General features: G+C 73.2%; 26 protein-coding genes. 11 read left to right on the forward strand and 15 right to left on the reverse strand.

Features of this window, described 5'->3' with window-relative positions:
- Positions 1-58: 58 nt before the first annotated feature.
- From ABT154_RS15725 to ABT154_RS15740, 4 genes are all read right to left on the reverse strand, one after another.
- Positions 59-1,672, reverse strand: a complete 1,614-nt coding sequence (locus ABT154_RS15725; RefSeq protein ID WP_351857394.1) for a bifunctional RNase H/acid phosphatase — start codon at positions 1,670-1,672, stop codon at positions 59-61.
- Complete coding sequence (locus tag ABT154_RS15730; protein ID WP_351857586.1) at positions 1,672-2,415, reverse strand: zinc ribbon domain-containing protein; 744 nt, start codon at positions 2,413-2,415, stop codon at positions 1,672-1,674. Before ABT154_RS15730 ends, ABT154_RS15725 begins: the two co-directional genes overlap by 1 nt.
- Positions 2,412-3,230: a Nif3-like dinuclear metal center hexameric protein gene (locus ABT154_RS15735; protein ID WP_351857395.1), complete on the reverse strand. Its 819-nt coding sequence runs from the start codon at positions 3,228-3,230 to the stop codon at positions 2,412-2,414. Before ABT154_RS15735 ends, ABT154_RS15730 begins: the two co-directional genes overlap by 4 nt.
- 147 nt (positions 3,231-3,377) lie before the next feature.
- A complete protein-coding gene (locus ABT154_RS15740) occupies positions 3,378-4,415 on the reverse strand; it encodes an ABC transporter substrate-binding protein (RefSeq protein ID WP_351857396.1) in 1,038 nt (345 codons plus the stop codon).
- Positions 4,416-4,680: 265 nt separating this feature from the next.
- Here ABT154_RS15740 and ABT154_RS15745 point away from each other — a divergent pair, with 265 nt between their 5' ends.
- Together ABT154_RS15745 and ABT154_RS15750 are read left to right on the forward strand one after the other, a co-directional pair.
- Positions 4,681-5,868, forward strand: coding sequence for a hypothetical protein (locus ABT154_RS15745; protein ID WP_351857397.1), 1,188 nt, complete (start codon positions 4,681-4,683; stop codon positions 5,866-5,868).
- Positions 5,869-5,915: 47 nt separating this feature from the next.
- Entirely contained in the window at positions 5,916-6,050 is a 135-nt protein-coding gene (locus ABT154_RS15750; protein WP_351857398.1) for a hypothetical protein, read from the forward strand.
- Between the two features lie 120 nt (positions 6,051-6,170).
- Here the strand turns inward: ABT154_RS15750 and ABT154_RS15755 are convergent, their stop codons facing one another.
- Genes ABT154_RS15755 through chsH3 form a run of 3 tightly spaced genes read right to left on the reverse strand, consistent with a single transcriptional unit; the run spans position 6,171 to position 9,080 of the window.
- A complete protein-coding gene (locus ABT154_RS15755) occupies positions 6,171-7,112 on the reverse strand; it encodes a 3-oxoacyl-ACP reductase (protein ID WP_351857399.1) in 942 nt (313 codons plus the stop codon).
- Between the two features lie 14 nt (positions 7,113-7,126).
- Entirely contained in the window at positions 7,127-8,203 is a 1,077-nt protein-coding gene (locus tag ABT154_RS15760) for a Zn-dependent alcohol dehydrogenase (protein WP_351857400.1), read from the reverse strand.
- A gap of 22 nt (positions 8,204-8,225) precedes the next feature.
- Positions 8,226-9,080: an enoyl-CoA hydratase ChsH3 gene (gene chsH3, locus ABT154_RS15765; protein ID WP_351857401.1), complete on the reverse strand. Its 855-nt coding sequence runs from the start codon at positions 9,078-9,080 to the stop codon at positions 8,226-8,228.
- 274 nt (positions 9,081-9,354) lie between these two features.
- Between chsH3 and ABT154_RS15770 the strand changes: the two genes are divergently transcribed.
- Genes ABT154_RS15770 through ABT154_RS15785 form a run of 4 tightly spaced genes read left to right on the forward strand, consistent with a single transcriptional unit; the run spans position 9,355 to position 12,829 of the window.
- The gene (locus ABT154_RS15770) at positions 9,355-10,281 is read left to right on the forward strand and encodes an ABC transporter ATP-binding protein (RefSeq protein WP_351857402.1); all 927 of its coding nucleotides are present in this window, start codon (positions 9,355-9,357) and stop codon (positions 10,279-10,281) included.
- A gap of 56 nt (positions 10,282-10,337) precedes the next feature.
- Entirely contained in the window at positions 10,338-11,057 is a 720-nt protein-coding gene (locus tag ABT154_RS15775) for an ABC transporter permease (protein WP_502969521.1), read from the forward strand.
- A gap of 9 nt (positions 11,058-11,066) precedes the next feature.
- Complete coding sequence (locus ABT154_RS15780; protein ID WP_351857403.1) at positions 11,067-12,227, forward strand: sensor histidine kinase; 1,161 nt, start codon at positions 11,067-11,069, stop codon at positions 12,225-12,227.
- Positions 12,224-12,829, forward strand: a complete 606-nt coding sequence (locus ABT154_RS15785) for a response regulator (RefSeq protein WP_351857404.1) — start codon at positions 12,224-12,226, stop codon at positions 12,827-12,829. The genes ABT154_RS15780 and ABT154_RS15785 overlap by 4 nt, the downstream gene beginning before the upstream one ends.
- Positions 12,830-12,880: 51 nt before the next feature.
- Here ABT154_RS15785 and ABT154_RS15790 read toward each other — a convergent pair whose 3' ends face one another.
- From ABT154_RS15790 to ABT154_RS15805, 4 genes are read right to left on the reverse strand one after another with little or no spacing between them, the layout of a single operon-like run.
- Positions 12,881-14,341 (reverse strand): MFS transporter, encoded by a 1,461-nt coding sequence (locus ABT154_RS15790; protein WP_502969511.1) that lies wholly within the window; start codon positions 14,339-14,341, stop codon positions 12,881-12,883.
- 40 nt (positions 14,342-14,381) lie between these two features.
- Positions 14,382-15,581: a lipid-transfer protein gene (locus ABT154_RS15795; protein ID WP_351857406.1), complete on the reverse strand. Its 1,200-nt coding sequence runs from the start codon at positions 15,579-15,581 to the stop codon at positions 14,382-14,384.
- A gap of 13 nt (positions 15,582-15,594) precedes the next feature.
- Positions 15,595-17,877 carry an acyl-CoA dehydrogenase family protein gene (locus ABT154_RS15800; protein ID WP_351857407.1) on the reverse strand — a complete coding sequence of 761 codons (2,283 nt, stop codon included), beginning with the start codon at positions 17,875-17,877 and terminating at the stop codon, positions 15,595-15,597.
- A gap of 54 nt (positions 17,878-17,931) precedes the next feature.
- Positions 17,932-18,474, reverse strand: a complete 543-nt coding sequence (locus ABT154_RS15805; protein WP_351857408.1) for a hypothetical protein — start codon at positions 18,472-18,474, stop codon at positions 17,932-17,934.
- 107 nt (positions 18,475-18,581) lie between these two features.
- On the opposite strand from ABT154_RS15805, the gene ABT154_RS15810 reads away from it, so the two are divergent.
- Complete coding sequence (locus tag ABT154_RS15810) at positions 18,582-18,986, forward strand: DUF4259 domain-containing protein (protein WP_351857409.1); 405 nt, start codon at positions 18,582-18,584, stop codon at positions 18,984-18,986.
- A 79-nt stretch (positions 18,987-19,065) separates the two neighbouring features.
- Here the strand turns inward: ABT154_RS15810 and ABT154_RS15815 are convergent, their stop codons facing one another.
- From ABT154_RS15815 to ABT154_RS15825, 3 genes are read right to left on the reverse strand one after another with little or no spacing between them, the layout of a single operon-like run.
- Positions 19,066-19,497: a hypothetical protein gene (locus ABT154_RS15815; RefSeq protein WP_351857410.1), complete on the reverse strand. Its 432-nt coding sequence runs from the start codon at positions 19,495-19,497 to the stop codon at positions 19,066-19,068.
- A gap of 2 nt (positions 19,498-19,499) precedes the next feature.
- Positions 19,500-19,772 carry a DUF397 domain-containing protein gene (locus tag ABT154_RS15820; protein ID WP_351857411.1) on the reverse strand — a complete coding sequence of 91 codons (273 nt, stop codon included), beginning with the start codon at positions 19,770-19,772 and terminating at the stop codon, positions 19,500-19,502.
- A complete protein-coding gene (locus tag ABT154_RS15825) occupies positions 19,741-20,580 on the reverse strand; it encodes a helix-turn-helix domain-containing protein (protein WP_351857412.1) in 840 nt (279 codons plus the stop codon). The genes ABT154_RS15820 and ABT154_RS15825 overlap by 32 nt, the downstream gene beginning before the upstream one ends.
- An 85-nt stretch (positions 20,581-20,665) precedes the next feature.
- Between ABT154_RS15825 and ABT154_RS15830 the strand changes: the two genes are divergently transcribed.
- Entirely contained in the window at positions 20,666-21,073 is a 408-nt protein-coding gene (locus ABT154_RS15830; RefSeq protein ID WP_351857413.1) for an ATP-binding protein, read from the forward strand.
- 46 nt (positions 21,074-21,119) lie between these two features.
- Positions 21,120-21,749 (forward strand): class I SAM-dependent methyltransferase, encoded by a 630-nt coding sequence (locus ABT154_RS15835; protein WP_351857414.1) that lies wholly within the window; start codon positions 21,120-21,122, stop codon positions 21,747-21,749.
- A gap of 30 nt (positions 21,750-21,779) precedes the next feature.
- On the opposite strand, the gene ABT154_RS15840 is transcribed toward ABT154_RS15835, so the two are convergent.
- Positions 21,780-23,246 (reverse strand): hypothetical protein, encoded by a 1,467-nt coding sequence (locus ABT154_RS15840; protein WP_351857415.1) that lies wholly within the window; start codon positions 23,244-23,246, stop codon positions 21,780-21,782.
- 668 nt (positions 23,247-23,914) lie between these two features.
- Here ABT154_RS15840 and ABT154_RS15845 point away from each other — a divergent pair.
- Together ABT154_RS15845 and ABT154_RS15850 are read left to right on the forward strand one after the other, a co-directional pair.
- Positions 23,915-24,874 carry an N-acetylmuramoyl-L-alanine amidase gene (locus tag ABT154_RS15845; protein WP_351857416.1) on the forward strand — a complete coding sequence of 320 codons (960 nt, stop codon included), beginning with the start codon at positions 23,915-23,917 and terminating at the stop codon, positions 24,872-24,874.
- A 123-nt stretch (positions 24,875-24,997) separates the two neighbouring features.
- Positions 24,998-25,864: a DUF5336 domain-containing protein gene (locus tag ABT154_RS15850; protein ID WP_351857417.1), complete on the forward strand. Its 867-nt coding sequence runs from the start codon at positions 24,998-25,000 to the stop codon at positions 25,862-25,864.
- Positions 25,865-25,954 lie beyond the last annotated feature (90 nt).

The following is a 25,954-nucleotide window of genomic DNA, read 5'->3' on the forward strand; positions in this document are numbered from 1 at the left end:
CGATGGTGGTACGGGGCCGGGGCCCCGCGCCACCCCATTCCCGCCGCGGCGCCCATGCCTACCGGAGGTGCGAGGTGTCGTTGAGGAGCCGTACCGACGCGTTGCCGTCCGCGTAGTACGCCACCGCCGAGATCGACGCCGCCGACAGCTCCATCCGGAACAGCGACTCCGGCGGCGCCCCGAGGGCCAGCCGGACCAGCGTCTTGATCGGCGTGACGTGGGTGACGAGGAGGACCGTACGGCCCGCGTACGCGGCCGTCAGCCGGTCCCGGGTCGCGGCGACCCGCCGGGCGACGGTCGCGAAGCTCTCGCCCCCGCCCGTCGGCGCGGCCTTCGGCGAGGCCAGCCAGGCGTCCAGGTCCTCCGGGTGGCGCTCGCGCGCCTCCCCGAAGGTCAGCCCCTCCCACGCACCGAAGTCGGTCTCGCGCAGGCCCTGCTCGATCCGTACGTCGAGCCCGAGGCGGGCGGCGACGGCGGCGGCGGTCTGGCGGCAGCGGGTGAGGGGCGAGCTGACGATCTCCTGGATGGTGCCGCGCGCGGCGAGCGCCTCCGCGACGGCCTCGGCCTGCCGCAGTCCCGCCGCCGACAGCTCGGGGTCGCTCCCGCCGCTCCCCGAGAACCGCTTCTCGGGCGTGAGCGCGGTCTCGCCGTGCCGCAGCAGTACGAAGGTCGCGGGCGCTCCCATGTCGGGCCCTGCCCAGCCCTGGCGGGGCGCGGCACCGGCCTGCGCGGGTGCGGCAGCCGTACCACCGGTCGCGGGGGCGGCGGGCGACTCGCCCGTCACGGGTGCCGGGCCGGGAGCCGTGACCGGGGCCGTTGGTACGGTCACGGGTGCCGGGCCGGGAGCCGTGACCGGGGCCGTTGCCTGCGCGGCTGCAGCCGCCCGGCTGCGTGCCGCGTGGCCCGTCGGGGCCAGAGCGCCCGCCTCCGCCTCGAAGTCCCCCGAGGCCTGCGCGCCGCCCGGCGCCGTGAAGGCCTCCTCGGCGGCGAACAGGCCTTCGTCCGGAAGCGCGTCCGGGGTCGTGGGGCGCGCCACCGAAGCGGGCCAGGCGCCCGTACCCGCGCCCGCACCTACGGACACGCCCGAGCCCGTCCCCGTGACCCCACCCGCCACCAGCGCCGCGCGCGCACGTGCCGCGCCCGCTGTCGCGTCGCCCGGCGGGCCCGACGGCGGCGGGGTCGCCGCGTTGCGGGCGGCCACCGCGTCCAGGCCAGCCGTCGACGACGACGGCTCCCACTGGCGGCCCCGCTTGCCCGCGTCCATCGCCTCGTTCGCGAGCCGGTCCGCGTGCTTGTTCCGTTCGCGCGGGATCCACTCGTAGCGGACCCGGCCCGCCGGGTAGACCCGGCCCGCCTCGGCCGCGAGCGGCTTCATGTCCGGGTGCTTGATCTTCCAGCGGCCGGACATCTGCTCGACGACCAGCTTGGAGTCCATCCGGACGTGGACGTCGGCGTCAGGGAAGAGCGCCCGGGCGGCTTTCAGGCCCGCGACCAGGCCCTTGTACTCGGCGACGTTGTTCGTCGCCACGCCGATGTACTCGGCCGCCTCCGCGAGCGTCTCGCCCGTCACGGGGTCCAGGACGACCGCCCCGTAACCGGCGGGTCCCGGATTGCCCCGGGACCCCCCGTCGGCCTCGACGATCAGCTCGCGCGGAGGCGTCGTGGCCGGCATTACAGGCCGGACTCCGAGGTGCGGACGAGGATGCGGCGGCAGTTCTCGCAGCGGAGGACCGTGTCCTTGGCCGCGGCGCGGACCTCGTTCAGCTCGGTGATGTTGAGCTCGATGTGGCAGCCCTCGCACTTGCGCTGGTACAGCCGGGCCGCGCCGACGCCGCCCTGCTGCTCGCGCAGCTTCTCGTACAGCTTGAGGAGGTCGGCCGGGACGGAGCCCGCGACGAGCTGGCGCTCCTTCGTCACGGACGCGGCCTCGGCGTCCAGCTCGCCCTCGGCGGCGTCGCGGCGGGCGGTGGCGTCGTCGGTCTTGGCCTGGACGGCGGAGACCCGCTCGGTCAGCTCGGCCAGGCGCTCCTGGGCGGACTCGCGGCGCTCCATGACCTCGAGGACGATCTCCTCCAGGTCGCCCTGGCGCTTGGCGAGGGAGACGATCTCGCGCTGGAGGTTCTCCAGGTCCTTCGGGGAGGACACGGTGCCCGCGTCGAGGCGCTGCTGGTCGCGCGCGGCCCGCTGGCGGACCTGGTCGACGTCCTGCTCGGCCTTGGTCTGCTCGCGGCCGCAGTCGCTCTCCTCGGTCTGCGCGGCGACGAGCAGGTCGCGCAGCTGGGTGAGGTCCTTGTTCAGCGACTCGATCTCGGCGTGCTCGGGGAGCGAGCCGCGCTTGTGCGCGAGCTGCTGGAGGCGGACGTCCAGCGACTGGACGTCGAGGAGGCGGATCTGGTCGGCGGGCGCGGCGTTCAGTTGGGGGCTCCAGGGGAGGTGTGGTGGAAGGACCAGGGGTCGGTGACCGTCTTCGAGACGTGGACGCGGAGGTCCCAGCCGTGACGGTCGGAGATCGCGTCGAGCTGGGCGGCGGCCTGCTCGCACCAGGGCCATTCGGTCGCCCAGTGGGCGGCGTCGACCAGGCCGAGGGGTGACTGCTGGGTGGCCTCGGAGACGGGGTGGTGGCGCAGGTCGGCGGTGAGGAAGGCGTCCACGCCGGCGGCCCGCACGGCCTCGAAGAGGCTGTCGCCGGAGCCGCCGCTGACGGCGACGCGGCGCACGGTCATGCCGGGGTCTCCGGCGACCCGGATGCCCTGCGCGGTCGCGGGCAGCCGCTTCGCGGCGCGCGCGGCGAACGCGGCGAGGGTCTCGGGCGGGTCGAGCTCGCAGATCCGGCCGAGGTTGTTCTCGGGGACGAGGGGGCCCGTGACGCGGAGGTCGAGCGCGCCGGCGAGGGCGTCGGAGACGCCGGGGTCGGCGGTGTCGGCGTTGGTGTGCGCGACGTGCAGGGCGATGTCGTGCTTGATCAGACCGTGCACGACCCGGCCCTTGAAGTGGCCGGCGGCGACCGTCGTCGTACCGCGCAGATAGAGCGGGTGGTGGGTGACGACCAGGTCGGCTCCGAGGGCCATGGCCTCGTCGGCGATCTCCTGGACGGGGTCGACGGCGAAGAGGACGCGGCCGACCTCGGCGTCGGGGTCACCGCAGACGGTGCCGACGGCATCCCAGGACTCGGCCCGCTCTGGAGGCCAGAGGGCGTCGAGCTCGGCGATGACTTCAGACAGACGGGGCACGAGGAAAGGCTACCTGGCTCCTCTTTGCGCCTTGACCGGCGCCGCTCTCGCGGAGGTGGCGGGCCGCCGTCGGGGTTCCTCCATCGATGGTTGCGGTGAGCTCGGACGCAAGAACGCCTGGTGCCGCGGCACCAGGCGTTCCGGCGGCTACTTGACCAGGTCCGCGCGCAGGTCGTCGAGGACGCTGTTCGCCGCCGTCACGCCGAGGCCCAGGTACCAGGTCTCGTCCGGCACGTCCTTGGCCTGGCCGGCCTTGACGGCCTTGAGGTTCTTCCAGAGCGGGTTGGCCTGGGCGGTGTCCTTCTTGGTGGCCTTGGCGTCGCCGTACACGCCGGTGAAGATCCAGTCGGCGTCGGCCTCGTCGATCTTCTCCGGGCTGATCTCGGCGGCCAGCTCGTCGATCTGCTGGTTCTTGGGCCGCGGCAGGCCGGTGTCCTCCAGGATCGTGCCGATGAAGGAGGCCTTGGCGTAGAGGCGGATCTTGCCGGGGAGGTAGCGGACCATCGAGATGGTCGGCTTGTTCGGTCCGATGTCCGTGCCGAGCTGCTTCGCCTTGGTCTCGTACGCGGCGAGCTTCGTCTTCGCCTCGGCGGTCCTGTCGAGCGCGGCGGCGTTGAGAAGGTAGTTCTCCTTCCAGGTGAAGCCCGGACGGATGGAGAACACGGTCGGCGCGATCTTCGACAGCTCGTCGTACTTGTCGGCGGCGCGGAGCCGGCTGCCGAGGATCAGGTCGGGCTGGAGGTTGGCGATGGCCTCCAGGTTCAGGTTGTTGATGGTGCCGACCGACTTGGGGCTGCCGGCGTCCTTCTCGAGGTAGCCGGGGATGCCGTCGTCGCCCTCGGAGGGGGCGTAGCCGACGGGCTGGATGCCGAGGGAGACGACGTTGTCGAGCTCGCCGACGTCGAGGACGACGACCCGCTTCGGGGCGGCCTTCAGCTCGGTCGTGCCGAGGGCGTGGGTGAGGGTGCGCGGGAACTGGCCCGGCTTCGCGTCGGTGCCCATGGCCGCGGTCTTGGCGGCGGCGTCGCCGAAGTCCTTGCCGCCGGTGGCGACGTCCTTCTTCTTGGTCGTGTCCTCCTTCTTGGAGGCGTCGGATCCTCCGTCGCCTCCTCCGCAGGCCGCGAGCGAGGCCGCGGCGGCGAGGGCGAGGACGGCGGCGGTGCCGCGGCGGCGGAGGAGGGACATGAGAAGGCTCCTGTACGGGTCCTGGCGGGGATACGGACGCGACCGCGCGGAGTCCGGGAAGGGGTGGGCCGTCCGGGTGGACGACCGGACCCCCAGAGTCCGCTTAGGTTCGCCTTACCTTACTCACCACTGACCACTCCAGCACAACCGCCCCCCACGGCTCAGCAGAACCGCCGCGCGGCCACCCATATGTGTGAAGTGACCCGGCTCGTGTTGTTCGCCTTGAAGTGCGAAAACTAGCTTCGTGGCCGGAGGTGACGAGTCGATGACAGCGTGTGCCATCGAGACCACGGCCGAGGACGACGACCGCCGCGACGCCGGCCGAGGCGGGGAGCGCCCCGGCGGCGCGGCCCGGCCGACGGGTTTCACGATCACGGCGAACGGCGCGTACGCGGCCAGGCTCGCGGGCGCCGGGAACGCCCTGTACGCGGAGCGGTGGACCCTCGACGGCCCCGAGCCGTACGCCGTGCCGCTCCCCCTCGGCCAGCCGGAGGAGCCGGGCACGCAGCTGCTGCCGCTCGCGGACGGCCGGGTGCTCGTCGCCCGCCGGGTGGACGGGCGGCGGAACACGTTCTCGCTGCTCTACCCCACCGGCCCGGCCACCGGGGAGCTCCAGCTCGGCGCGGTCGAGGCCCCCGGCTCCGAGCGGCTGGTGCTGCTGCCGCCCTCGCCGGACGGCATCTGCGCGTACGCGATGTGCGTCGGCCCCGACACCACCACGCTGTGGCTGGTCGCGGGCGGCGCCTTCGGCCCCGAGCAGGTGGCGGAGATCAAGGGCCGCTGCTCGGGCGGGGTCTGGCTGGACCGGACGGGCCGGATACTGGCGCTCGACCGGCGGCTGGACGACGGGCCGGTGAAGGCCGTCGCAGTCGACCTGGAGCGGGGCGGGGAGGCGACGCCGCTGCTGCAGATCACCGAGGAGAGCGACGACCGGCTGCTCCTCGCGGACCCGGACAGCGGGCTGCTCCTGATCCGCTCCGACGCGCCCTCGCCGGGGCACGACCGGCTCGGCTGGGGCGTGCTCGGGAGCCTGCGGCCGGTGCGGTTCCCCGAGTGCCTGCGGCTCGACGACGCGGCGCTGACGCCGTTCGCCGTGCAGCCGGGGCAGGTGCTGATGCCGGAGAGCTGCGCGGTGGCGCTGCGGATCGACGCGGCGGGCGGCAGCTGGGTGGGCACCTGGCAGCCCTCGTCCCGGCGGCTCGGCCAGCTGGCCGCGCCCGCGGGCTGGCTGGCCGGTGCGGGGCTGTGGACGGCCGGAGGCGTGCTGCGACTGCCGTACGCGACGGCCGGGGCGCCGTGCGGGCTCGCGGACGTGGAGGCGCCGCCGGAGCCCGAGCCGGAGCCGGAGCGCGCGGCCGGGCCCGAGCCGGTGGCGGTCGTCGAGGAGCCCCGGGTATGCCGCCCGGTGCCCTTGCGGGAGGCTCCGCTGACCGATCGCAAACCAGCTGGTTAGACTCACGGCCGCACATCAAGAGCAATACGTACGGGGTGAGTTCCAGCATGTCCGAAGCAAGCACGGAGGGTACGGAGTCGAACGGCTCCGGGAAGCACCGCGGTGATGCCTCGCCGGCGGAGGACTCCACGTCCTCGCCGCACGGCAGGCACCGCCGCGAGGCCGAGGCCCACGCGCGGTAGCAAGTGAGAGGCGAAGGGCCCCGGGGTCTCCCCCGGGGCCCTTCGCCTTCCCCACCACCACCCCCGTGGCCGGGCTCTTCCCCCGCCCCCGAAGCCGGGCTTCTCCGCCACCCCCGTGGCTCAGCCCTTCTTCAGTCCCAGCACCTCCGAGGCCGCGAAGGTCTCGCCCGCCGGGCGGGAGGCGTAGTGCGGGGTCAGGAGGCCGTCCAGTTCCTCGTACGTGAACGCCTCCTTCGCCGTGTCGAACTTGGCCGACACCTTCGGCCGGTCGACCACCGCGACCATCCCGCCGTGCACGACGAGCAGCTGGCCGTTGACCCCGGCCGCCGCCGGGGAGGCCAGATAGCCGACGAGCGGGGCCACGTGCTCCGGCGACAGCGGGTCGAGGTCGCCCTCCGCCGGTTCGCCGAAGCCCGCGAAGACGTCCTCGGTCATCCGGGTCCTGGCCCGGGGGCAGATGGCGTTGGCCGTCACCCCGTACCGGGCGAGCGCGAGCGCCGACGACGTGGTCAGGCCCACGATGCCGCCCTTGGCCGCCGCGTAGTTGGGCTGGCCGGCCGAGCCCGCGAGGAAGGCCTCGGAGGAGGTGTTGACGATCCGGCCGTAGACGCCGGCCTCCCCCGCCTTCGACCGGGTCCTCCAGTGCACCGCCGCGAAGTGGGTGGTGTTGAAGTGGCCCTTGAGGTGGACCCGTACGACCGAGTCCCACTCGTCCTCGGTCATCGAGAAGATCATCCGGTCGCGCAGGATGCCCGCGTTGTTGACGAGGACGTCCAGCTTGCCGAACTCGCTGACGGCCAGGTCGACCAGGGCCCGCGCGGTCTCGAAGTCGGAGACGTCGCCGAGGTGGGCGACCGCCCGGCCGCCGGCCGCGCGGATCTCCGCCGCGACCTCCTCGGCGGGTGCGGCGGACGCGGCGCCCGAGCCGTCGCGGCCGGGCTGGCCGTAGTCGTTGACGACGACGGCGGCGCCGAGCCGGGCCAGTTCCAGGGCCTCGGCGCGGCCGAGTCCCCGGCCGGCGCCGGTGACGATCGCGCTCAGTCCCTCAAGAGGGAGTGACATGGGGCGGGTTCCTCTCAGATCTCGATGCAGGTGCGCAGGGCGGCGCCCGTACGCATCTGCTCCAGGGCCTCGTTGATGCCCGCGAGCGGTACGCGGTGGGTGATGAGGGACTCCAGGTCGATGCGGCCGGCCCGCCAGAGCGCGATGGCCCGCTCGTACGAGCGGATCACGTCGCCGCCGCCGTACATCGAGGGCAGGATGCGCTTCTCGTCGAAGAACAGCTCGAACATGTTGAGCTGGAGGAAGTCGTCGAGGGCGCCCGCGCCGACGACGCAGAGGGTGCCGCCGCGCCGGGTCGTCTCGTACGCGGTCCGCGCGGTGGCGGACTTGCCGACGACCTCGAAGACGTAGTCGAAGCCCTCGCCGCCGGTGATCCGCTGCTTGGCGTCGGCGAGCGCGTCGGGGGCGACCGCCTCGGTGGCGCCGAAGCGCAGCGCGGCCTCGCGGCGGGACTCGACGGGGTCGACGGCGACGATCTGGGCGGCGCCCTGGAGCTTGGCGCCCTGGATCGCGGAGATGCCGACGCCGCCGCAGCCGATGACGGCGACCGACGAACCGGCCCCCACCTTGGCGGTGTTGATGGCCGCGCCGAGGCCGGTGGTGACGCCGCAGCCGATGAGGGCGGCGATGTCGAAGGGCACGTCGTCGGGGATCGGGACGGCGCAGCCCGCGTCGACGACGACCTCCTCGGTGAAGGTGCCGGTGCCGGCGAAGCCGAAGACGTCTCCGCCGGGGCGCTTGAAGTTGGGGGTGCCGGCGTTCATGAACCCGGCGAGGCACAGCTGTGTCTGGCCGCGCTTGCAGGCGGCGCAGCTGCCGCAGGCGGGCAGCCAGCAGAGCAGCACCCGCTGGCCCTGGCTGAGTCCGGTGACGCCGTCGCCGACGTCGAGGATCTCGCCGGCGCCCTCGTGGCCGGGGATGAAGGGGGCGGGCTGCGGGAGGACGCCGCTCATCGCGGAGACGTCGGAGTGGCAGAGGCCGGTGGCCCGGATGCGGATCTTCACCTTGCCGGGGCCGAAGCCCACCGCCTCGACGTCGTCGAGGACTTCGAGTTTGTCCTGGCCGATCTCGTGCAGTACGGCTGCGCGCATGGTGCGGCTCCAATCGAACGGATCAGGAGTGCTCGACGACGGTGTCGGCGAGTACGGGTGCGTCGTCGCGCTCCACGGCGGTGACCGTCACCTGGACGCGGCCCTCGTCGGTCCACATCCGGATGCGCAGGGTCTCGCCGGGGAAGAAGATCCCGGCGAATCGGGTGCGGTACGAGCGGACGCGGGTGACGTCGCCGCCGAGCACCGTGTCCACCACCGCCTTGAGCGTCATGCCGTACGTGCAGAGTCCGTGCAGGATCGGCCGGTCGAATCCGGCGAGTCCGGCGAACTCGGGGTCGGCGTGGAGCGGGTTCCAGTCGCCGGAGAGGCGGTACAGCAGCGCCTGGTCCTCCCGTACGGGCCGCTCGACGGTCTTGTCGGGCTCGCGGGCGGGGATGTCGAGGCGCTCGGAGGGGCCCCGGTCGCCGCCCCAGCCGCCCTCGCCCCGGACGAAGATCTGGGCGTCGCTGGTCCAGAGCGGCCCTTCGGCGTCGGAGGCCTCGGAGCGCAGGACGAGGACGGCGGCCTTGCCCTTGTCGTACACGGCGGCGACGCGCGAGGTGGAGACGGCTCGGCCGGAGGCGGGGACGGGGCGGTGGAGGGTGACCGACTGGCCGCCGTGCAGGACGGCGGCGAGGTCGATGTCGATGCCGGGGGCGGAGAGGCCGCCGACGACGCCCATCCCGGCGCCCGCGACGGTCGCGAAGCTGGGCAGGACGTGGAGGCGGGATTCGAGGGTGTAGCGCAGCTCGCCGGGGTCCGTCGCCGGGACACCGGCGCCCAGTCCCAGGTGGTAGAGCTGGACGTCCTTGTGGTCCCAGGAGATCTCGGCGCTGCGGGGTTCGGCGGCGACGGCCTTGGCGGGGTCGATGGGCATCGGGCTGCTGCTCCTCGTGGCGGGGAAGACCTCGGCGCGGCCGTCCGCACCGTCGGCCGCACCGAGGCCGTGCGGGGACCGTCCCGTACGCGGCCGTTCTAGAACGCGTTCTAGGTCGGTGGACCCCATGTATAGCCGAGGCGGGGGAAGTTGTGAACCCTCCCGGCGACGTCCAACTGACGCAGCGTCAGAAACACACCCGGGACATTTGTCACGGCCAGGTCCGTACATGCGCGCCTGCCGCCCGGAGCCCCCGGCTCGTAGCGTCGTACCCATGAAGAAGGACACGAACGCACCGGCGGTCGACTTCCGGGCCGCGACCAAGACCTTCGGCGCCGTCCGCGCCGTCGACGGACTCGACCTCACCGTCCCGCGCGGCGAGACCGTGGCACTGCTCGGCCGCAACGGCGCCGGGAAGTCCACCGCCATCGGCCTTCTCCTGGGCCTCGACACGCCCGACGGCGGCCTGGTCGAACTGTTCGGCGGGGCTCCGGAGGCCGCCGTGGCCGCCGGCCGGGTCGGCGCGATGCTCCAGGAGGGCCGCGCGGTCCCCCGGGTCACCGTCCGGGAGCTGGTCTCCTTCGTCGCCCGCACCTACCCGGCGCCGATGCCGGTCGCGGAGGCCCTGGCGCTGGCCGGCCTCACCGAGCTTGCGGGCCGCCGGGTCGACCGGCTGTCGGGCGGCCAGACCCAGCGGGTCCGGTTCGCCGTCGCGCTGGTCGGGAACCCGGAGCTGATCGTCCTGGACGAGCCGACGGCCGCCCTGGACGTCGAGGCCCGCCGGGAGTTCTGGGACTCCATGCGCGGCTACGCCCGCCGGGGCAACACCGTCCTGTTCTCCACCCACTACCTGGAGGAGGCCGACGCGTACGCCGACCGGATCGTCGTCCTCGACGCCGGCCGCGTCCTCGCCGTCGGCACCAGCGAGGACCTGAAGCGGGCCGCGGGCGGCAGTCTCGTCTCCTTCGACCTGGCGGGCGGCCCGACGGACTGGCTGGACCTGCTGCCCGGCGTCACCGCGTACGAGATCAGGGGCGACCGCGCCCGGCTGCGTACCGACGACTCCGACGCCACCGTCCGCGCGCTCGCCGAGCGGGACGCGATCCGGTCCCTCGAAGTCACCCCGGTCTCGCTCGACGACGCCTTCCTCGCCCTCACCCTGGCCCAGCAGCCCCTCGGCACCCTGGAGACGGCCCGATGAACACCACGAGCACGATCACCCCGAGCCCCTCGTACGCGCGGAACACCGCGATCCCGATGATCACCGCGTACGTCGGCCTCGAAGTGCGCCGCACGCTGCGCGACATCGGTTTCGTGATCTCCACGATCGGTGTGCCGGTGATGATGTACCTCCTCTTCACCAACCTCGGCGCGGACGACAGCGGGTACAAGAAGGCCGCGATGGTCGGCATGGCCGCGTACGGAGCGCTCGGCGCCGCCCTGTCCCTCGGCACGGGAGTGGCGGAGGACAAGTCCACCGGCTGGCTGCGGCAGCTGCGGATCACACCCATGACGTCCCGGCAGGTGGTCACCGGCCGGGCCCTGACCGGGTCGATCGTCGTCCTGCCCGCCATCACGGGGGTCCTGCTCGCGGGCGGCCTCGCCAACGGCGTGCGGATGGAGCCCTGGCAGTGGGCCGCGGTCGCCGTCACGCTCTGGCTCGGCTCGCTGCCCTTCACCCTGCTCGGCATCGGCAACGGCTACCGGTTCACCGCCCAGACCACCGGCGTCGTCAACGTCGCCTGCAATCTCGGGCTCGCCGTCGTCGGCGGCCTCTGGTTCCCGGTCGTCCTCTTCCCCGACTGGCTGCGGACGATCTCCCGGCTCACCCCGACGAACCGCTTCGCGGAGCTGGGCGTGGCGATGGCGGAGGGCAGGGCCCCGGGCACGGCGACCCTCGCGGTACTGGGCGGCTGGGCGGCCCTGTTCGGCGCGTACGCGGCGGTCTCGTACCGCCGTTCCGGGCGGACGGTGTAGGACATGAGCATGGCGGACACCAGGTGGGGCCGGACGGTGGCGGTGCTGAGGCGGCGGCAGGAGGACCGGGGACCGAGCGGGCTGAGCCTGCTCCCCTGGCTCCTGATGGGCCTCGGCGCGCTCTCCCATCTGATCAGCGGCGACGCCGCGAACCCGTGGATCGGCGGCCTCGGCCTGCTCGCGTTCAACTCCCTCTACATCGCGATCGTCATGCGCGCCTTCCACGAACGCACCCGGGAGGCCCCGCTCACCTGGGGACTCCTCGCCGCGCTCGCCGCGCTCACCTTCGGGCTCGCCGCCGGCTACGGCAGGGAATGGCTGCTGCTCTTCCCGCTCCTCGGCCTGGCAGTCGGGGCGGTGGTGCGGCGCGGACGGCTCCTGCGGCGGATCAGCCTCCCGCTGGTCGTCGCGGTCGCCGCGGTGACGTTCTGGCGGGACGGCTGGAACTCCTTCGGCATCGTCTACGGCACCTTCATCTCGGTGATGGTGACGGCGACGATCCTCGCCCTGGACGAGACGGTCCGGCAGCTGCGGGCCACCCGGGAGGAGCTGGCCAGGACGGCCGTCGAGAAGGAACGGCTGCGGTTCTCCCGCGACCTGCACGACCTGCTCGGCCACACCCTGTCGGTGATCGTGGTGAAGTCGGAGGTCGTACGGCGGCTGGCGCCGCACGACCTGGACGCGGCCCTGGCGCAGGTCGCGGACATCGAGTCGGTGGGCCGTCAGGCGCTGACCGAGATCAGGGAGGCGGTGACCGGCTACCGCGAGGGCAGCCTCACCACCGAGCTGGACCGGGCACGCGACGCGCTCTCCACCGCGGGCATCGAGCCGGTCGTACGCCGCTCGGGCCCACTGCTCCAACCGCAGACCGAGGCCCTGCTGAGCTGGGTCGTACGGGAGTCCACGACGAACGCGGTACGGCACAGCGGCGCCTCCCGCTGTGTCATCGACCTCACCGGCGGCGCCGACCGCGTCCGCCTCACCGTCACCGACGACGGGCGCGGCCCGGCCGACGGCGTCCCCGGCAGCGGACTGCGGGGCCTGCGCGAGCGGGTCGCGGCGGCAGGCGGCACCCTTGAGTCGGGACCGGCACCGCAGGGCGGGTTCCGGGTCGCGGCGGAGCTCCCCACCGAGACCCCCGACCCGCACGAGGGGGAAGCGCCGGAATGATCAGAGTCCTGCTGGCGGAGGACCAGGGCATGATGCGCGGGGCGCTGGCCCTGCTGCTCGGCATGGAGCACGACATGGAGGTCGTCGCCCAGGTGGGGCGGGGGGACGAGATCGTGGACGCGGCGCTGGTCGCGCGCCCCGACGTGGCCCTCCTCGACATCGAACTGCCGGGCCGCTCGGGCCTGGACGCGGCGGCGGACCTGCGTACGGAGGCCCCGGACTGCCGGGTCCTGATCCTCACCACCTTCGGCCGCCCCGGCTACCTCCGGCGGGCGATGGAGGCGGGCGCGGCGGGCTTCCTGGTGAAGGACGGTCCGGTGGAGGAGCTGGCCGAGGCGATCCGCAAGGCCCTCAGGGGCGAGACGGTGATCGACCCGGCCCTCGCGGCGGCGGCCCTCGGCGCGGGCCCGAACCCGCTGACCGCCCGCGAACGCGACGCGCTGGCGGCTGCGGTGGACGGCGCGACGGTCGCGGACATCGCGACGGCCCTGCACCTGTCGGAGTCCACGGTCCGCAACTACCTGTCGTCGGCGATCGGGAAGACGGGCACGCGGAACAGGATGGAGGCGGTACGCGCGGCGCGGCGGCAGGGGTGGTTGTAGGCCCCTCGGGGAGCCGCCTGAACGCGCGCTAGGCCTTGGGGAGCCGGGGCTCTAGGCCTTGGGGGTCCGCTTCGGGAGCCAGAAGTACATCAGCGCCGCCGCTCCGATCAGTACCGCCGTCGAGACCCGGAAGGCCGTCGCGTAGCCCGGGACCAGGTAGGAGCCGTCCGGGGTGCCGAGGACGGCGAAGTCGGCGACCGCCGGGGTGGCCGCCGCCGCGACCGTCGAGAGGATCGCGAGGCCGAGGGCGCCGCCCATCGTGCGGGAGGTGTTGACGAGGCCCGAGACGAGACCCGCGTCGGACCGGGAGGCGCTGGACGTGGCGAGGGCGGCCAGCGGGGTGGTGGCCAGGCCGATGCCTCCCATCATCAGGATGCCGGGGCCCAGGATCGTGCCGAGGAAGGTGCCGTCGGCCGTCAGGGTCGACTGCCAGGCGAAGCCGGCCGCGGCGATGAGGGCGCCGAGGACGGCGAGGTTCCGGGAGCCGACCGCCGGCATCAGCCGGGGGGCGAGCTTGGAGCCCAGGACGACGCTGAGGGAGCTGGGGACCAGGGCCAGGCCCGCCTGGAGCGGGGTGAAGCCGAGCACGCTCTGCGCGTAGTTCGTCATGAAGAACCACATGCCGAAGGAGCTCGAACCGCACAGCAGGATCGCCACGTTGGCCGCCGTCACCGCCCGGTTGCGGAAGATCTTCAGCGGCATGAGCGGGGCCGCCGTGCGCGCCTCGACGGCGACGAACCCGCCGAGCAGCGCGAGACCGCCGAGCAGCGGGAGGAGGGTGGCCGGGGCGGTCCAGCCCGCCTGTTCGGTCTGGACGATGCCGTACGCGAGGACGGCGAGCCCGGCGGTGACGAGGACGGCGCCCGGCAGGTCGAGGCGCCGGTGGGTGCCGGGGCGGGACTCGCGGAGCCAGAGCAGGGCGGCGACGAGGACGAGGGCGCCGACGGGGATGTTGATGAGGAGGACCCAGCGCCAGGACAGCAGGTCGACGAGGAGGCCGCCGACGAAGCCGCCCGCCGCGCCGCCGGCCGCGCCGACCGCCGTCCAGGTGCCGATGGCCCGGGTGCGGGCGGCCCCGGCCGGGACGGCTGCGGTGACCAGGGTCAGGGTGGCGGGCGCGAGGACGGCGGCGCCGAGGCCCTGCACGGCGCGGGCGCCGATCAGGTACGCGCCCTCCGGGGCCAGGCCGCCGACCGCCGAGGCGGCGGTGAAGAGGCCGAGACCGAGGAGGAACATCGCCTTCCGCCCGTAGAGGTCGGAGGCCCGCCCGCCGAACAGCATGAAGCCGGCGAAGGCGATGGCGTAGGCGTTGAGGACCCATTGGAGCCCGACCTCCGAGAGCCCGAGGTCGGTCCGCATCGACGGCAGCGCCACATTGACGACGGAGACGTCGAGGACGACGAGGAACTGGCCCGCGCAGGCGGTCGCGACGACCGCCCACGAACGGACCGACGGTGGGGAAGAGGTCGGGGAGGTGCTCGTGGCGGAGTCGGTCTGCGGCATGAATGTCATGGTCGCAGACCGACTCCGCCCCGTACATGGGGATTCGGTCCTACGACTTGCGCAGCAGGGTCACCACCGCCGCACCGCCCAGCCCGATGTTGTGCGCGAGCCCGACGCGCGCCCCCGAGACCTGTCGCGCGCCCGCCTCGCCCCGTAGCTGCCAGACGAGTTCGGCGGCCTGCGCGAGGCCTGTCGCGCCCAGCGGGTGACCCTTGGAGATGAGGCCGCCGGAGGGGTTCACCACCCAGCGCCCGCCGTACGTGGTGGCGCCGGACTCGACGAGTTTGCCGGAGGCGCCCTCCTCGCACATGCCGAGCGCCTCGTAGGTGAGGAGTTCGTTGATGGAGAAGCAGTCGTGGAGCTCGATCACGTCGACGTCCTCGATGCCGAGCCCGGAGCGCTCGTAGACCTGCCGGGCGGCGGCCCGCGACATCGGGCGGCCGACGGCGTCGATGCAGGAGCCGGAGGCGAAGGACTCCTCGGTGTCGGTGGTCATCGCCTGCGCGGCGATCTCCACCGCCCGGTCCCGCAGACCGTGCTCGTCGACGAAACGCTCGGAGACGACGAGGGCCGCCGCCGCGCCGTCGGAGGTGGGCGAGCACTGGAGCTTGGTGAGCGGCCGGTGGACGGTCTTCGCGGCGAGGATCTCGTCGACCGTGTAGACGTCCTGGAACTGGGCGTTGGGGTTGTTCGCGGAGTGCTGGTGGTTCTTGGCGCCGACGGCCGCGAGCTGCACCTCGGTCGTCCCGTACCGCTCCATGTGCTCGCGGGCGGCGTTGCCGAAGATCTGCGCGGTGGGCGGGGACATCTCGAAGCCGTGGGTCGCGGCCATGATCCCGTAGTGCCGGGCGACCGGCGAGGTCGCGAAGTCCCCCGCGCCCGCCGAGCCGCCGCCGCCGAGCGAGCCCCGCGCCATCTTCTCGAAGCCGACGGCGAGGACGCAGTCCGCGATGCCGCCCTCGACGAACTGGCGGGCGGTCATGAGGGCGGTGGAGCCGGTGGCGCAGTTGTTGTTGAGGTTGTAGACGGGGATGCCGGTCAGCCCGAGTTCGTACACGGCGCGCTGTCCCGCGGTGGAGGCCTGGAAGCAGTAGCCGACGGCGGCCTGCTCCACACGCGCGTAGGGCACGCCCGCGTCGGCGAGGGCCGCGGTGCCGGCCTCCCGGACCATGTCCCAGTACTGCCAGTCCCGGGTCTCCGGCTTCTCGAACTTGGTCATCCCGACGCCGACCACGTACGCCTTGCTCATCTTCTGTTCCCCCTCAGTCTCGCGGCAGGCCGAGCAGCCGCTCGGCGACGACATTGAGCTGTACCTGTGTGGTGCCGCCCGCGATGGTGAGGCAGCGCGACATCAGCATTCCGTGGACGGCGCGCTCGCCGGGGCCCTCGCGCACGGCGCCCTCGGGGCCGAGGAGTTCGAGGCTGAGTTCGGCAAGGCGCTGCTGGTGGAGGGTCTGGACGAGCTTGCGGACGCTGGCACCCGCGCCCGGTTCGAGCCCGGACACCTGGAGCAGGGTGGTGCGCAGGCCGATGCACGCGAGCGCGTGCGCCTCCGCGAGCAGGGCGCCGATCCGTACGCGTACGGAACTGTCCTGCGGGGCGGCCCGTTCGATGAGCGCTTCGAGGCCGGTGTCGAAGGCGACCTGGTCGGCCATGTGGACGCGTTCGTTGCCGAGGGTGTTGCGGGCGACCCGCCAGCCGTCGTTCACCTCGCCCACGACGGCGTCGGCGGGGAGGAGCGCGTCGTCGAACCAGACCTCGTTGAAGAGGGAGTCCCCGGTGATCTCCTTGAGCGGCCGGATGTCGATGCCCGGGGTGTTCCGCATGTCGACGAGGAAGTAGGTGAGGCCCTGGTGCTTGGGGGCGGTGGGGTCGGTGCGGGCCAGCAGGATGCCGTGATGGGCCCACTGGGCGGCGCTCGTCCAGACCTTCTGGCCGTTGATCCGCCAGCGCCCGTCCTCGGTGCGTTCGGCGCGGGTGCGGAGGGAGGCCAGGTCGGAGCCGGCGCCGGGTTCGGAGAAGAGCTGGCACCAGAGGCGTTCGCCGCGCAGGGTCGGGGCGAGGTGCTCCTCCTGCTGGGCGGGGGTGCCGTGGGCGAGCAGCGAGGGTACGACCCAGGTGGCGATGCCGAGCCCGGAGACCTTGATCCCGGCCTCGTCCAGTTCCCGCTGGACGGCCAGCTGCTGGAGCGGCCCGGCGCCGAGTCCGTACGGCTCCGGGAGGTGCGGGGCGGCGTAGCCGGTGGGGACGAGGGCGCGGCGCGCGGCGGCCGGGTCGAGTCCGGCGGCGGGGGCGACGGCCTCGCGGGCCGCCCTCCGGTACGCGTCGGCCTCGGGCGGCAGGTCGAGACGGAGACCGCGCCGGACCCCCGCGACGGCGTGCCGGAGCCCGGCGAGCCGGTGGTGGTCGCCGGTGCCGAGGAGCTGCCGGGCCACGAGGGCGCGCCGGAGCAGCAGGTGGGCGTCGTGCTCCCAGGTGAAGCCGGTGCCGCCGAGGATCTGGATGCAGTCCTTGGCGCAGCTGTAGGAGGTGTCGAGGGCGGTGGCGGCGGCGAGGGCGGCGGTGAGGGAGCGGGGTCCTTCGTGGTCGGCGCCGCTGCCGGGGCCGATGTCGCCGCCCTGGCTGCCGGGCCCGTCGTGGTCGTCTTCCTCGCCGGGGTTCGCGGCGCGGGCGGCGTCCCAGGTGAGGGCGCGGGCCTGTTCGAGCCGGACGAGCATGTCGGCGCAGAGGTGCTTGACGCCCTGGAACTGCCCGATGGGCCGTCCGAACTGTTCGCGGGTACGGGCGTGTTCGGCGGCGGTGTCGACGGCGCGGGCGGCGGTGCCGCAGGCGTCGGCGGCGAAGAGGACGGCGGCGAGGTCCTGGACGAGCGCGGTGACGGCGGCGGTGTCGGTGACGTGGCCGGGGGCGCTTTCGGCGCCCCCGAGGGTGAGTTCACGGGCGGCGGGGACGTGCGCGGCGCGGGCGGTGACCTCGGCGGTGGGCCGGGTCGGGTCGGCGCTCTCGTGGGGCCGGACGGTGAGGCCGTCGGTGTCGACGGCGAGCCAGACGCTGCCGTCGGCGGTGGCGGCCCGCAGGATCACGAGGTCGGCCTGTGCGCCGCCGAGGACGGGGGGCGCGGCACCTTCGAGGAGGTGGCCACTCGCGGTACGGACGGCGGTGAGGGTGCCGGTGCCGCCGAAGGCGACGGCGCCGACGCGTTCCCCGCTCGCGAGGGCGGCGGCCAGTTCCCCCTGTCCGGCACGGTGCAGCAGCGCGGCGGCGAGCGTGGAGGAGAGGAAGGGCCCGGGGAGCAGGGCCCGCGCGGCCTCCTCGACGACGACGGCGAGGTCGACGAGATCGCCGCCCCCTCCCCCGCACTCCTCGGGCAGATGGATCCCGAGGAGCCCCTGCCCGGCGGCGGCGTCCCAGTACGCCGGCCGCCCGAGCCCGGCGTCGGGAACGTCCAGGTGCTTGCGCACCTCCTCGGGAGGTACGGCCCGAGCGAGCCAGCCCCGAACGGCTCGGGCGAGCTCCCGCTGTTCATGCGTGATGGCGATGCCCATGCGCGGCAGACTAGAACACGTTCCATTCTGACGGAAGGTCAGATACGGGGTGGGTTACGGGAGGAGGCCGGCGTTCACGACGGCGAGGGCGGCTTCGCCTTCGTCGAAGAGGGTGGTCAGGTCCCGTGGGGTGGCGTGCGGGGCTGCGGCGTGTTCGAGGAGCAGGACCGGCTGGTGTTCGCCGTCCTGCTCGGCCGGGTGGAAGTCCGTGGTCAGCTCCCGGGTCAGCAGGACGAGGCGGTCGGCGTCGAGCGGGTCGGACGGCAGCGCGTCCAGGGAGGCCCGTACGTCGTCCGGGGACGAGTGGAGGTCGTGGGCCAGCACGTCCCGGCGGGCGAGCAGCGTCACGGAGAGCCGGTCGGCGGTCCGTCTGTAGCGGGCGACCAGGTCCTCCCGCAGCAGATAGAAGACGCCCTCCTCGCCTTCGTGCCCCCGGTTCAGGAGGAGACGGACCAGGCGCTCGCCGGGCTCGGTGGAGTTCTGGTCGAGACCGAGGATCACCTCCCGCCCCTCGGGATCGAGGGAGGGGACCGCACCGATCCACATGTGCGTCAAGTCGGCCTGGGCGGCCGGGTCCTGCGTGTCGTCCGTCGTCATGGCCAGGATCCAAGCACACGGCTCCGGCACCGGAGCGGCGTTGTCAGTGGTGCATGCCACGCTGTGGGTGCAGCTGATCGACCGAACACGGAGAGAGTGAGCACGCCATGGGTACCTGGGACATCGGCCCCTTCGACAACGACACCGCCGCCGACTTCTCCTACCGGGTGGACGAGGCCCCGGCGGAGAAGAAGGCGGAGGTGCTGGGCGCGTGCTTCCGCGAGGTGAGGGCGAGCGGCGACGAGGACGTGGACGCGGACGTCGCCGTGGAGGCGATCGCCTCGGCCGCCCTGGTCGCGGCCCAGTGCCCGGGCGGCGACCCGGTCACCACCGCGTACGGCCCGAAGGAACCCCTGCCGCCCCTCCCGGCCGAACTCCGCCCGGAGGCCGTCGCGGCCCTGGACCGGATCCTCACCGAACCCTCCGAACTCCTCGAACTCTGGGAGGAGTCGGACGGGGAGGAGTGGAAGGCGGGCATACGGAAGCTGCGGGCGGTGCTGACGGGGGCGTGACCCTTCAGTACACGGGCCGGGGCTGATGGTCGCCGATGTGGTCCGGGTGCGGGCCGGAACGGGTTCCGGCCTGCACCCATCAACGGGTACCGGCCGGACGCCGCAGGGCCAGGAGCACGCTCGTGGCGGTCGCGACGACGGCCGTGGTCCCCAGGATCAGGAGGCCCGGGTTGACCCACCACGGGACGACCTCGATGCCGTGGCACACCAGGCTCACCGGCAGTGCGCTGCTGGAGTCCGGGGAGGCCTTGATCCCCACGCCGAACCAGCACGCGTCCTCCGGGAACAGGAACGGCATGTACGACAGGCCGTACAGGTGCACCGCCCCGCCCGCGACGTACGCCATCGCCGCGACGTAGGCGGCCTTCCTCGCGCGCGAGCGCGGGGGGCGGGGCGGGGCGGGCCGCGGAAGCCCGTCGCCCCTTCGCGCCCTGACCAGCCCCACGTACGTGATCCCCGCCCAGGCCGGCAGCCCGATGGCGAGGATCAACGTCCCTATCAGGGTCGCCACGGTCAGCCGCCGATACGGCCCTCGGCTGCGGCGCTCACGAACTCCGCGAAGACGGCCGGGGCGGCGAGGAAGGCGGGGCCTTCGGGGTTCTTGGAGTCCCGGACGGCGACGTGAGCGGCGAGGTCGGCGATTTCGATGCACTCGCCGCCGTTGGGACCGCTGAAGGAGGACTTGCGCCAGGCGGCGGTGCCGAGCGGGGCGCACTCGATGCAGTCACCGCCGTTGGGGCCGCTGTAGGACGACTTACGCCACCGCAGGTCCTGGCTGGTGCCCATACCGCTCCTTCATCACACGTTCGATCAGCGCAGCCGAGTCCTCCCGGGAGAGGGCCGAGGCCTGCAGTCGAGCGTAGCTGACGGACACCTCCCGGATCACTTGGGAATTGGCGGTCATATGGCCCGAGTCGTAGCTCTCGGTGTAGAAGATGTCAGGGTCGTCCTCGAAGCGCAGGAGGTTGAACGAACCCAGCAACCCCGGGTGCTGGCCCACCTCGAAGGGAAGCACCTGCACCTGCACCCACGGGTGGTGACGGAAGCTCAACAGGTGGGCCAGTTGGTTCCGCATGACCTCCGCCCCGCCGATCTCCCGGCACAGCACCGCCTCATCGAGCACGACGCACAGCACCGGCGGATGTTCCCGCTCCAGGATGCGCTGGCGTTCCATCCGCGCCGCCACCATCTCGTCCAGCCGTCCCGGGTTCTCGACGCTCAGCACCGCCCCGGCGTACTCCGCCGTCTGGAGCAGGCCGTAGACCAGCTGCGACTGGTACGTCGAGATGTACGTCGCCTTCGCCTCCATCTCCGCGTACGGCTGGAACCACGTCGGCAACTGACTCTTCAGCACCAGGCCCACCAGCCGCGAGAACAGCCCGCCCGTCATCAGCGCCGCGTCGAGTTGTTCCGAGAACCGTCTCGTCGGGACCTTCTTCGCCGTCTCGATCTGGCCGATCAGCGAGCCCGTGCAGTAGACGATCTTGCCGAGCTGCGGCTGGTTGAGTCCGGCCTCCTCTCTCAGACGGCGGAGTTCCGATCCGAAGTAGTCCAGCGGCGACGCGCTCGGATCCAGGCTGCGGATGTTGACCAAGGTGTGGTCACCCCTCAAGCTCACGCGGTGAGGCGTTGTGTTCAGGCCGTAGCCGAGCGTAACGAAGACCGACCACTCTGGTGGCATGAATCAGGCAACAGACCTCTACCCTGCGGCCCTTGCCACGAGCTACCGCATGGCCTTCACCGTCGGTGACCACTCTGCCGGTCACATGCGCCGCATCCTGCACATGTTCCTCACGCGTTGGGAACTCGGCCACCTGTCCGACCCCGCAACCCTCGCCCTCACCGAACTCGTCGCCAACGTCGTCCGGCACGTGCCCGGCCGCCGCTGCTCCGTGCTCATCCTGCGCGAGCCGTACGGGCTCCGGGTCGAGGTCTCGGACGAGGTACCCGGGGCCGTGTACGCGAAGGTTCCCGCGCCGCTGGACGAGGGCGGGCGGGGGCTCGTCCTCGTGGAGGCCGTGACGGACCGGTGGGGGGTCGACGAACGGGCCGACGGGAAGAGGGTGTGGTTCGAGTGCGACGCGTAGGGCACGATGGGCGCCCGTACCCCCGTACCCGCCAGTAGGAGTCACCATGTCCGTGCCCGCGCCCGAGATCCTTGCCGCCTTCGAGGCCGCGAAGGGCTTCATGCCCGCCGGGGAGGGGATCGCCCTGTACGAGGCGGCCTCCGAGGCCGCGAAGCTCGGGCTGCCGCTCCTTGAGGTCGGGACGTACTGCGGACGCTCCACGATCCTGCTCGCCGACGTGGCCCGGCAGGCCGGGACCGTCGCGGTGACCGTGGACCACCACCGGGGCAGCGAGGAGCAGCAGCCGGGCTGGGAGTACCACGACGAGACCGTGGTCGACCCCGAGGTGGGTCTCATGGACACCCTGCCGACCTTCCGCCGGACGCTGCGCAAGGCGGGTCTGGAGGAGTGCGTGATCGCCGTGGTCGGGCGGTCCCCGCAGGTCGCGAAGGTGTGGGGCGGGCAGCTCGGCCTCGTCTTCGTCGACGGCGGTCACACCGACGAGCACGCCACCAACGACTACGAGGGCTGGGCCCCCAAGGTCGCCCCCGGGGGCCTGCTCGTCATCCACGACGTGTTCCCCGACCCGGCGGACGGCGGCCAGGCGCCGTACCGGATCTACCTCCGCGCCCTGGAGTCCGGTGACTTCGAGGAGATCTCCGTCACCGACTCCCTGCGGGTGCTGCGCCGCCGCTGACCGCCACGGGGGCGGGGCGGCGGCGCGGGCTCAGAACAGCGAGGTCACGTACAGGCAGTTCGTGTAGCTGTAGCCCGATTCGATCTTCGCCTTGCTCGACTTGGTGTCCCCGGCCGTGGACGTGCCCGTCGCCGCCCGCTTCTGGAGGAAGTGGTAGTCACCGGCGGGCAGCAGCAGGGTCGCCTTCGGGTACTTCGAGGACGGCCCCGTGCAGGCCTTCACCTTGCCGCCGCGCGGGATCAGGCTGGAGTACTTGGTGCAGGTCCCGCACGCCTTGAGGGTGACCTTGCCGGTCATCGGGCCGGTGTAGAGCAGCTCGACCGAGCCGGGCCCGTCGTTGCTCACCACCATCACCATCCGGCCCCCGCCGGGCACCTCGGCCGGCGGGAGCTTCTTGCCCGCCTCCGGCTCCTCCTCCGCGATCTCGGCGGCGATGGCGATGGAACGGGCGTGCGCGGCCTGCGGGCTGTTCGGGTAGTCCTTGGCGTACTGGGTCATGGTCTTGCCCGCGTCACCGAAGTCCTTGCTCCTGAACTGGAAGGTCCCGCAGGAGAAGTCGCCCTTCTGGACCGCCGACGCGGCCTCCTTCGTGGCGCCTTCGACGGCGGGGTCCGTCATGTTGTCCAGGGAGGAGCGGAGCGCGCGCAGCTCGTTGGTGGTGTCGCAGGGGGCGGCCCCGCCGGTGAGCGCGGTCGTCCTGGTCTTGATCGCCGCCCGCACCGCGGGCTCGACGCGGGTCGCGTGGACCGACTTCGGGAAGGTGTCGTACAGCGCGTTCAGGCTCTCGGAGGCGGGCGGGTTCGCCGTCTGCACGCCGAGCGCGGCCGTCCCGCACTCGTAGAGCGAGTGCGCCAGCGGCTCGTCGGTCTTCGCCGGCCGGGCGCCGAGCAGGTCCTTGTCGAAGGTGCCGGGCAGCTCGCGCAGGTGCTTGAGCGGTGCGATGGCCGCGCAGTACTCCTTCTTCTCGTACGGCCCTGAGACTGTCGTGTAGTACGCGTCGAGCCGGGCCGGAACCAGCTTCCCGGCCCGCGAACCCGCGTGCCCGATGCCGAGGTCCTGGTAGTCGGCCAGCGCCCTGCGGTAGATCGGCTCCGCCTTGTCGAAGGCCAGGCCGTCGGCGGACTTCACCAGCTCGTCGGCTGCGGCCAGGCGTTCGAGCAGGGCCTGCTCCTTCGCCTCGTCGCGGGCCGCCCCGTACGCGAGCGAACCGCCCGCGGGCACGGCGAGCAGCACGAGGGCCAGCGGCAGCGCGAGCCGACGGAAGGAGTCACCGATCCGGAGGGTCGCGCGCAGTCCGCGCCGGGCGCCGTCGGCGGCGGCGAGGAGCAGGAAGACGCCGTAGCCGGCGAGGAGGCCGAGGGGCACGCCGTCGACATCGGCCGGGAGGGCCATGACGAGCAGGACGGCGGTGGCGATCCAGCAGACGGCGGCGCCGATCCAGTTGCGCAGGAGGACGTAGCCGAGGCCCAGGCAGGAGAGGTTGAGCAGGCCGACCATGGCGGCCTGGGCGGGGTTCGCGTCCCCGCGCGGCGGCGTGGGCGGCTGCCCGCCGTACCCGGGAGGCGGGCCGTATCCGGGCGGGCCGTAGCCCGGCGGCGGCCCGTAGCCGGGCGGGGCCCCGGGGGGCGGCGGCGCGGCACCGGCTCCCGCTCCCGCTCCTGCTTCCGCTCCGGACCAGCCGGGAGCGGGAGCGGCGGAAGCGGAGGCAGCCGCAGGAGCGGCACCCGCAGCGGGCGGCGCCTCCCACGGCGCGGCGGGCGGCTGTCCCGGCGCCCCGGCGGGCGGCTGCCCTAAGGCTCCGGCGGGCGGCTGCCCCGGGCCCCCGTACCCTCCCTGTCCCGGCACCCCGCCGGTCGTCTGCCCGGGCGCCCCGGCAAGCGTCTCCCCCGGGCCCCCGCCCTGCCGCGGGTCGTACCCGCTCGATCGTGGGTCGTTCCCGCCGCTTCCGACAGGTCGGTCGGACGGTTCGGGACGTGCGTCGTTCGGTTCTTCCCCCACCACGGTTCCCCCTCGTGGGTCCATGCGCGGTGGCACCCCACCGTCGCCTCTGGACACCTACCCTTCACGGTCCCGGCACACGCGTCCACCGTTATCCGGAGCCGGTGACCAACCTGGGATCTGGCCGCTACGGGATTTCGCCGCGCGCAGGGCCTAGAGTCGCCCGGGTGCCGTACGACCACCGGAAGACCTCCCGCCGCACCCCCACCCCCACACCCCGCCCCACGCGCAGCTCCGTGCTCACCCGTGCGCTCGCCCTCGCGGGCTGCTGCGCCGCGCTCGTCGGCTGCGGGGCCTCGCAGGCCGCGCCGCCCAGCGGGAAGGCCCAGGAGACCCGGCAGGAGAGCGCGACGCAGTCCCTGCCGCCGGTCGCCTCCGGCGGACAGCCGAGCCGCTCCCCCCAGGCGGCCCCGCAGTCCAGCCGCTCCCCGCAGCCCGTCTCGCAGGGCAACCGTCCGCTCGCCGGGCGGACCGTCGTCATCGACCCCGGTCACAACTCCGGCAATTTCCGCCATTCCCGGGAGATCAACCAGAAGGTGAACATCGGGACGACCCGTAAGGAATGCGACACCACGGGCACCTCGACCGACGCCGGGTACACCGAGGCCTCGTTCACCCTCGACGTCTCCCACCGCCTGCGGGACCTCCTCACCGCGCGTGGCGCGAAGGTGGTCCTCACCCACGACGCCGACCGCCCCTGGGGCCCCTGCATCGACGAGCGGGCCCGGATCGGCAACGCGGCCCGCGCCGACGCCGTCGTCTCCGTCCACGCGGACGGTTCCGCCGTCGGCCACCGCGGATTCCATGTGATCCTGCCCGCACGCGTGCGCGGCGGCTCCGCCGACACCGCGAGGATCGTCGGCCCCTCGCGCGACCTGGGCGAGGACATCGTCGACCGCTTCGCCCGCGCCACCGGAACCTCGCCCGCCAACTACCTGGGTTCCGGCACGGGGTTGGACGTACGGGACGATCTCGGCGGACTCAATCTCTCAACCGTGCCCAAGGTCTTCGTCGAATGCGGCAATATGCGTGATCCGAAGGACGCCCAGCTGCTCACGTCGGCGGCGTGGCGGCAGAAGGCGGCCCAGGGCCTCGCGGACGGCATCGCCACCTACCTCAAGGGGTAGGACCGGCGGGCGATAGATTCGCTCCGTACGATGGGGCGCCGCCCCCGTGCCATGAGGCCCTGCCCATGAGGCCCCGAGTACCACCCCCGACGCGACGACCGACGAACGACGAAGGACTCTTACGTGAATATCCGCTCCCTCACCCGAGGCGATGGCGTGCTGATCGGTGCAGCGGTGGTGCTGTTCATCGCCTCGTTCCTCGGCTACGCCAGCTGCAACGGCCCCGCGACCGTCTGCGACCAGGTCGACCTCCCGAACTCGTGGGAGGCGTCGCCCCTCGGCTGGGGCTCCTTCTTCCTCGGCATCGCCGGAGCCGCCCTCGTCGTCGTCTCCCACGGCCTGCCGCAGCAGCGCAAGATCGCCGGCCTGGAGCTCGGCCAGGTCGGTGCGGCCTTCACCATCGCCTCCGCCTGGACCCTGCTCATGTGGGTCTTCGAGTCGACCAGCGCCGGTGCCGGCCTGATCCTCGGCCTGATCGCCTCCCTGGTCCTGGCCGCCGCCGCCGTCGCCGGTCCGCTGGTCCCCGCCCTCAAGGCCCCGCTGATGAGCGCGCCCGGCCCGCAGGCCCCGCAGCCGTACGGCATGCAGCCGGGTCAGCCCGGCCAGCAGGGCGTCCCCGGTGCCGGCTACGGCTACCCGGGCGCGCAGCACCCGCAGTACGGCGGGCCGCAGGACCCCTCGCAGGGTGCGGGCCAGCCGTTCGGCGCGCAGGCGCCCGCCCCGCAGCCGCAGGCCGCGCACCAGCCCGAGCCGCAGGCCCAGGCCCCGGCCGCGCAGGCGCAGCCGGCCTCGGACTTCACCCCGTTCTGGTTCGCCGTCCCGGTCGCCCGTCCGCTGTACGCGGAGGACGGCTCGCAGGCGCCGATCGCCGAACTGGCCCCGGGTACCTGGTACCTGGCGGTCGAGCAGCGCGGTCCGGGCCTGGTGGCCCAGACGCAGGACGGCCGTCGCGGCGTCCTCCAGGACACCACGGGCATCCAGCGCGGCTAGGAAGCCCCCGAGCCCTGACCGTACGGCCCTCACTCCACGGCCCCTCGTCCGGAATCCCTTCCGGGCGGGGGGCCGTTGGCGTACAGTCCC

Source organism: Streptomyces sp. NPDC001728, assembly GCF_040297565.1.
GTDB lineage: Bacteria > Actinomycetota > Actinomycetes > Streptomycetales > Streptomycetaceae > Streptomyces.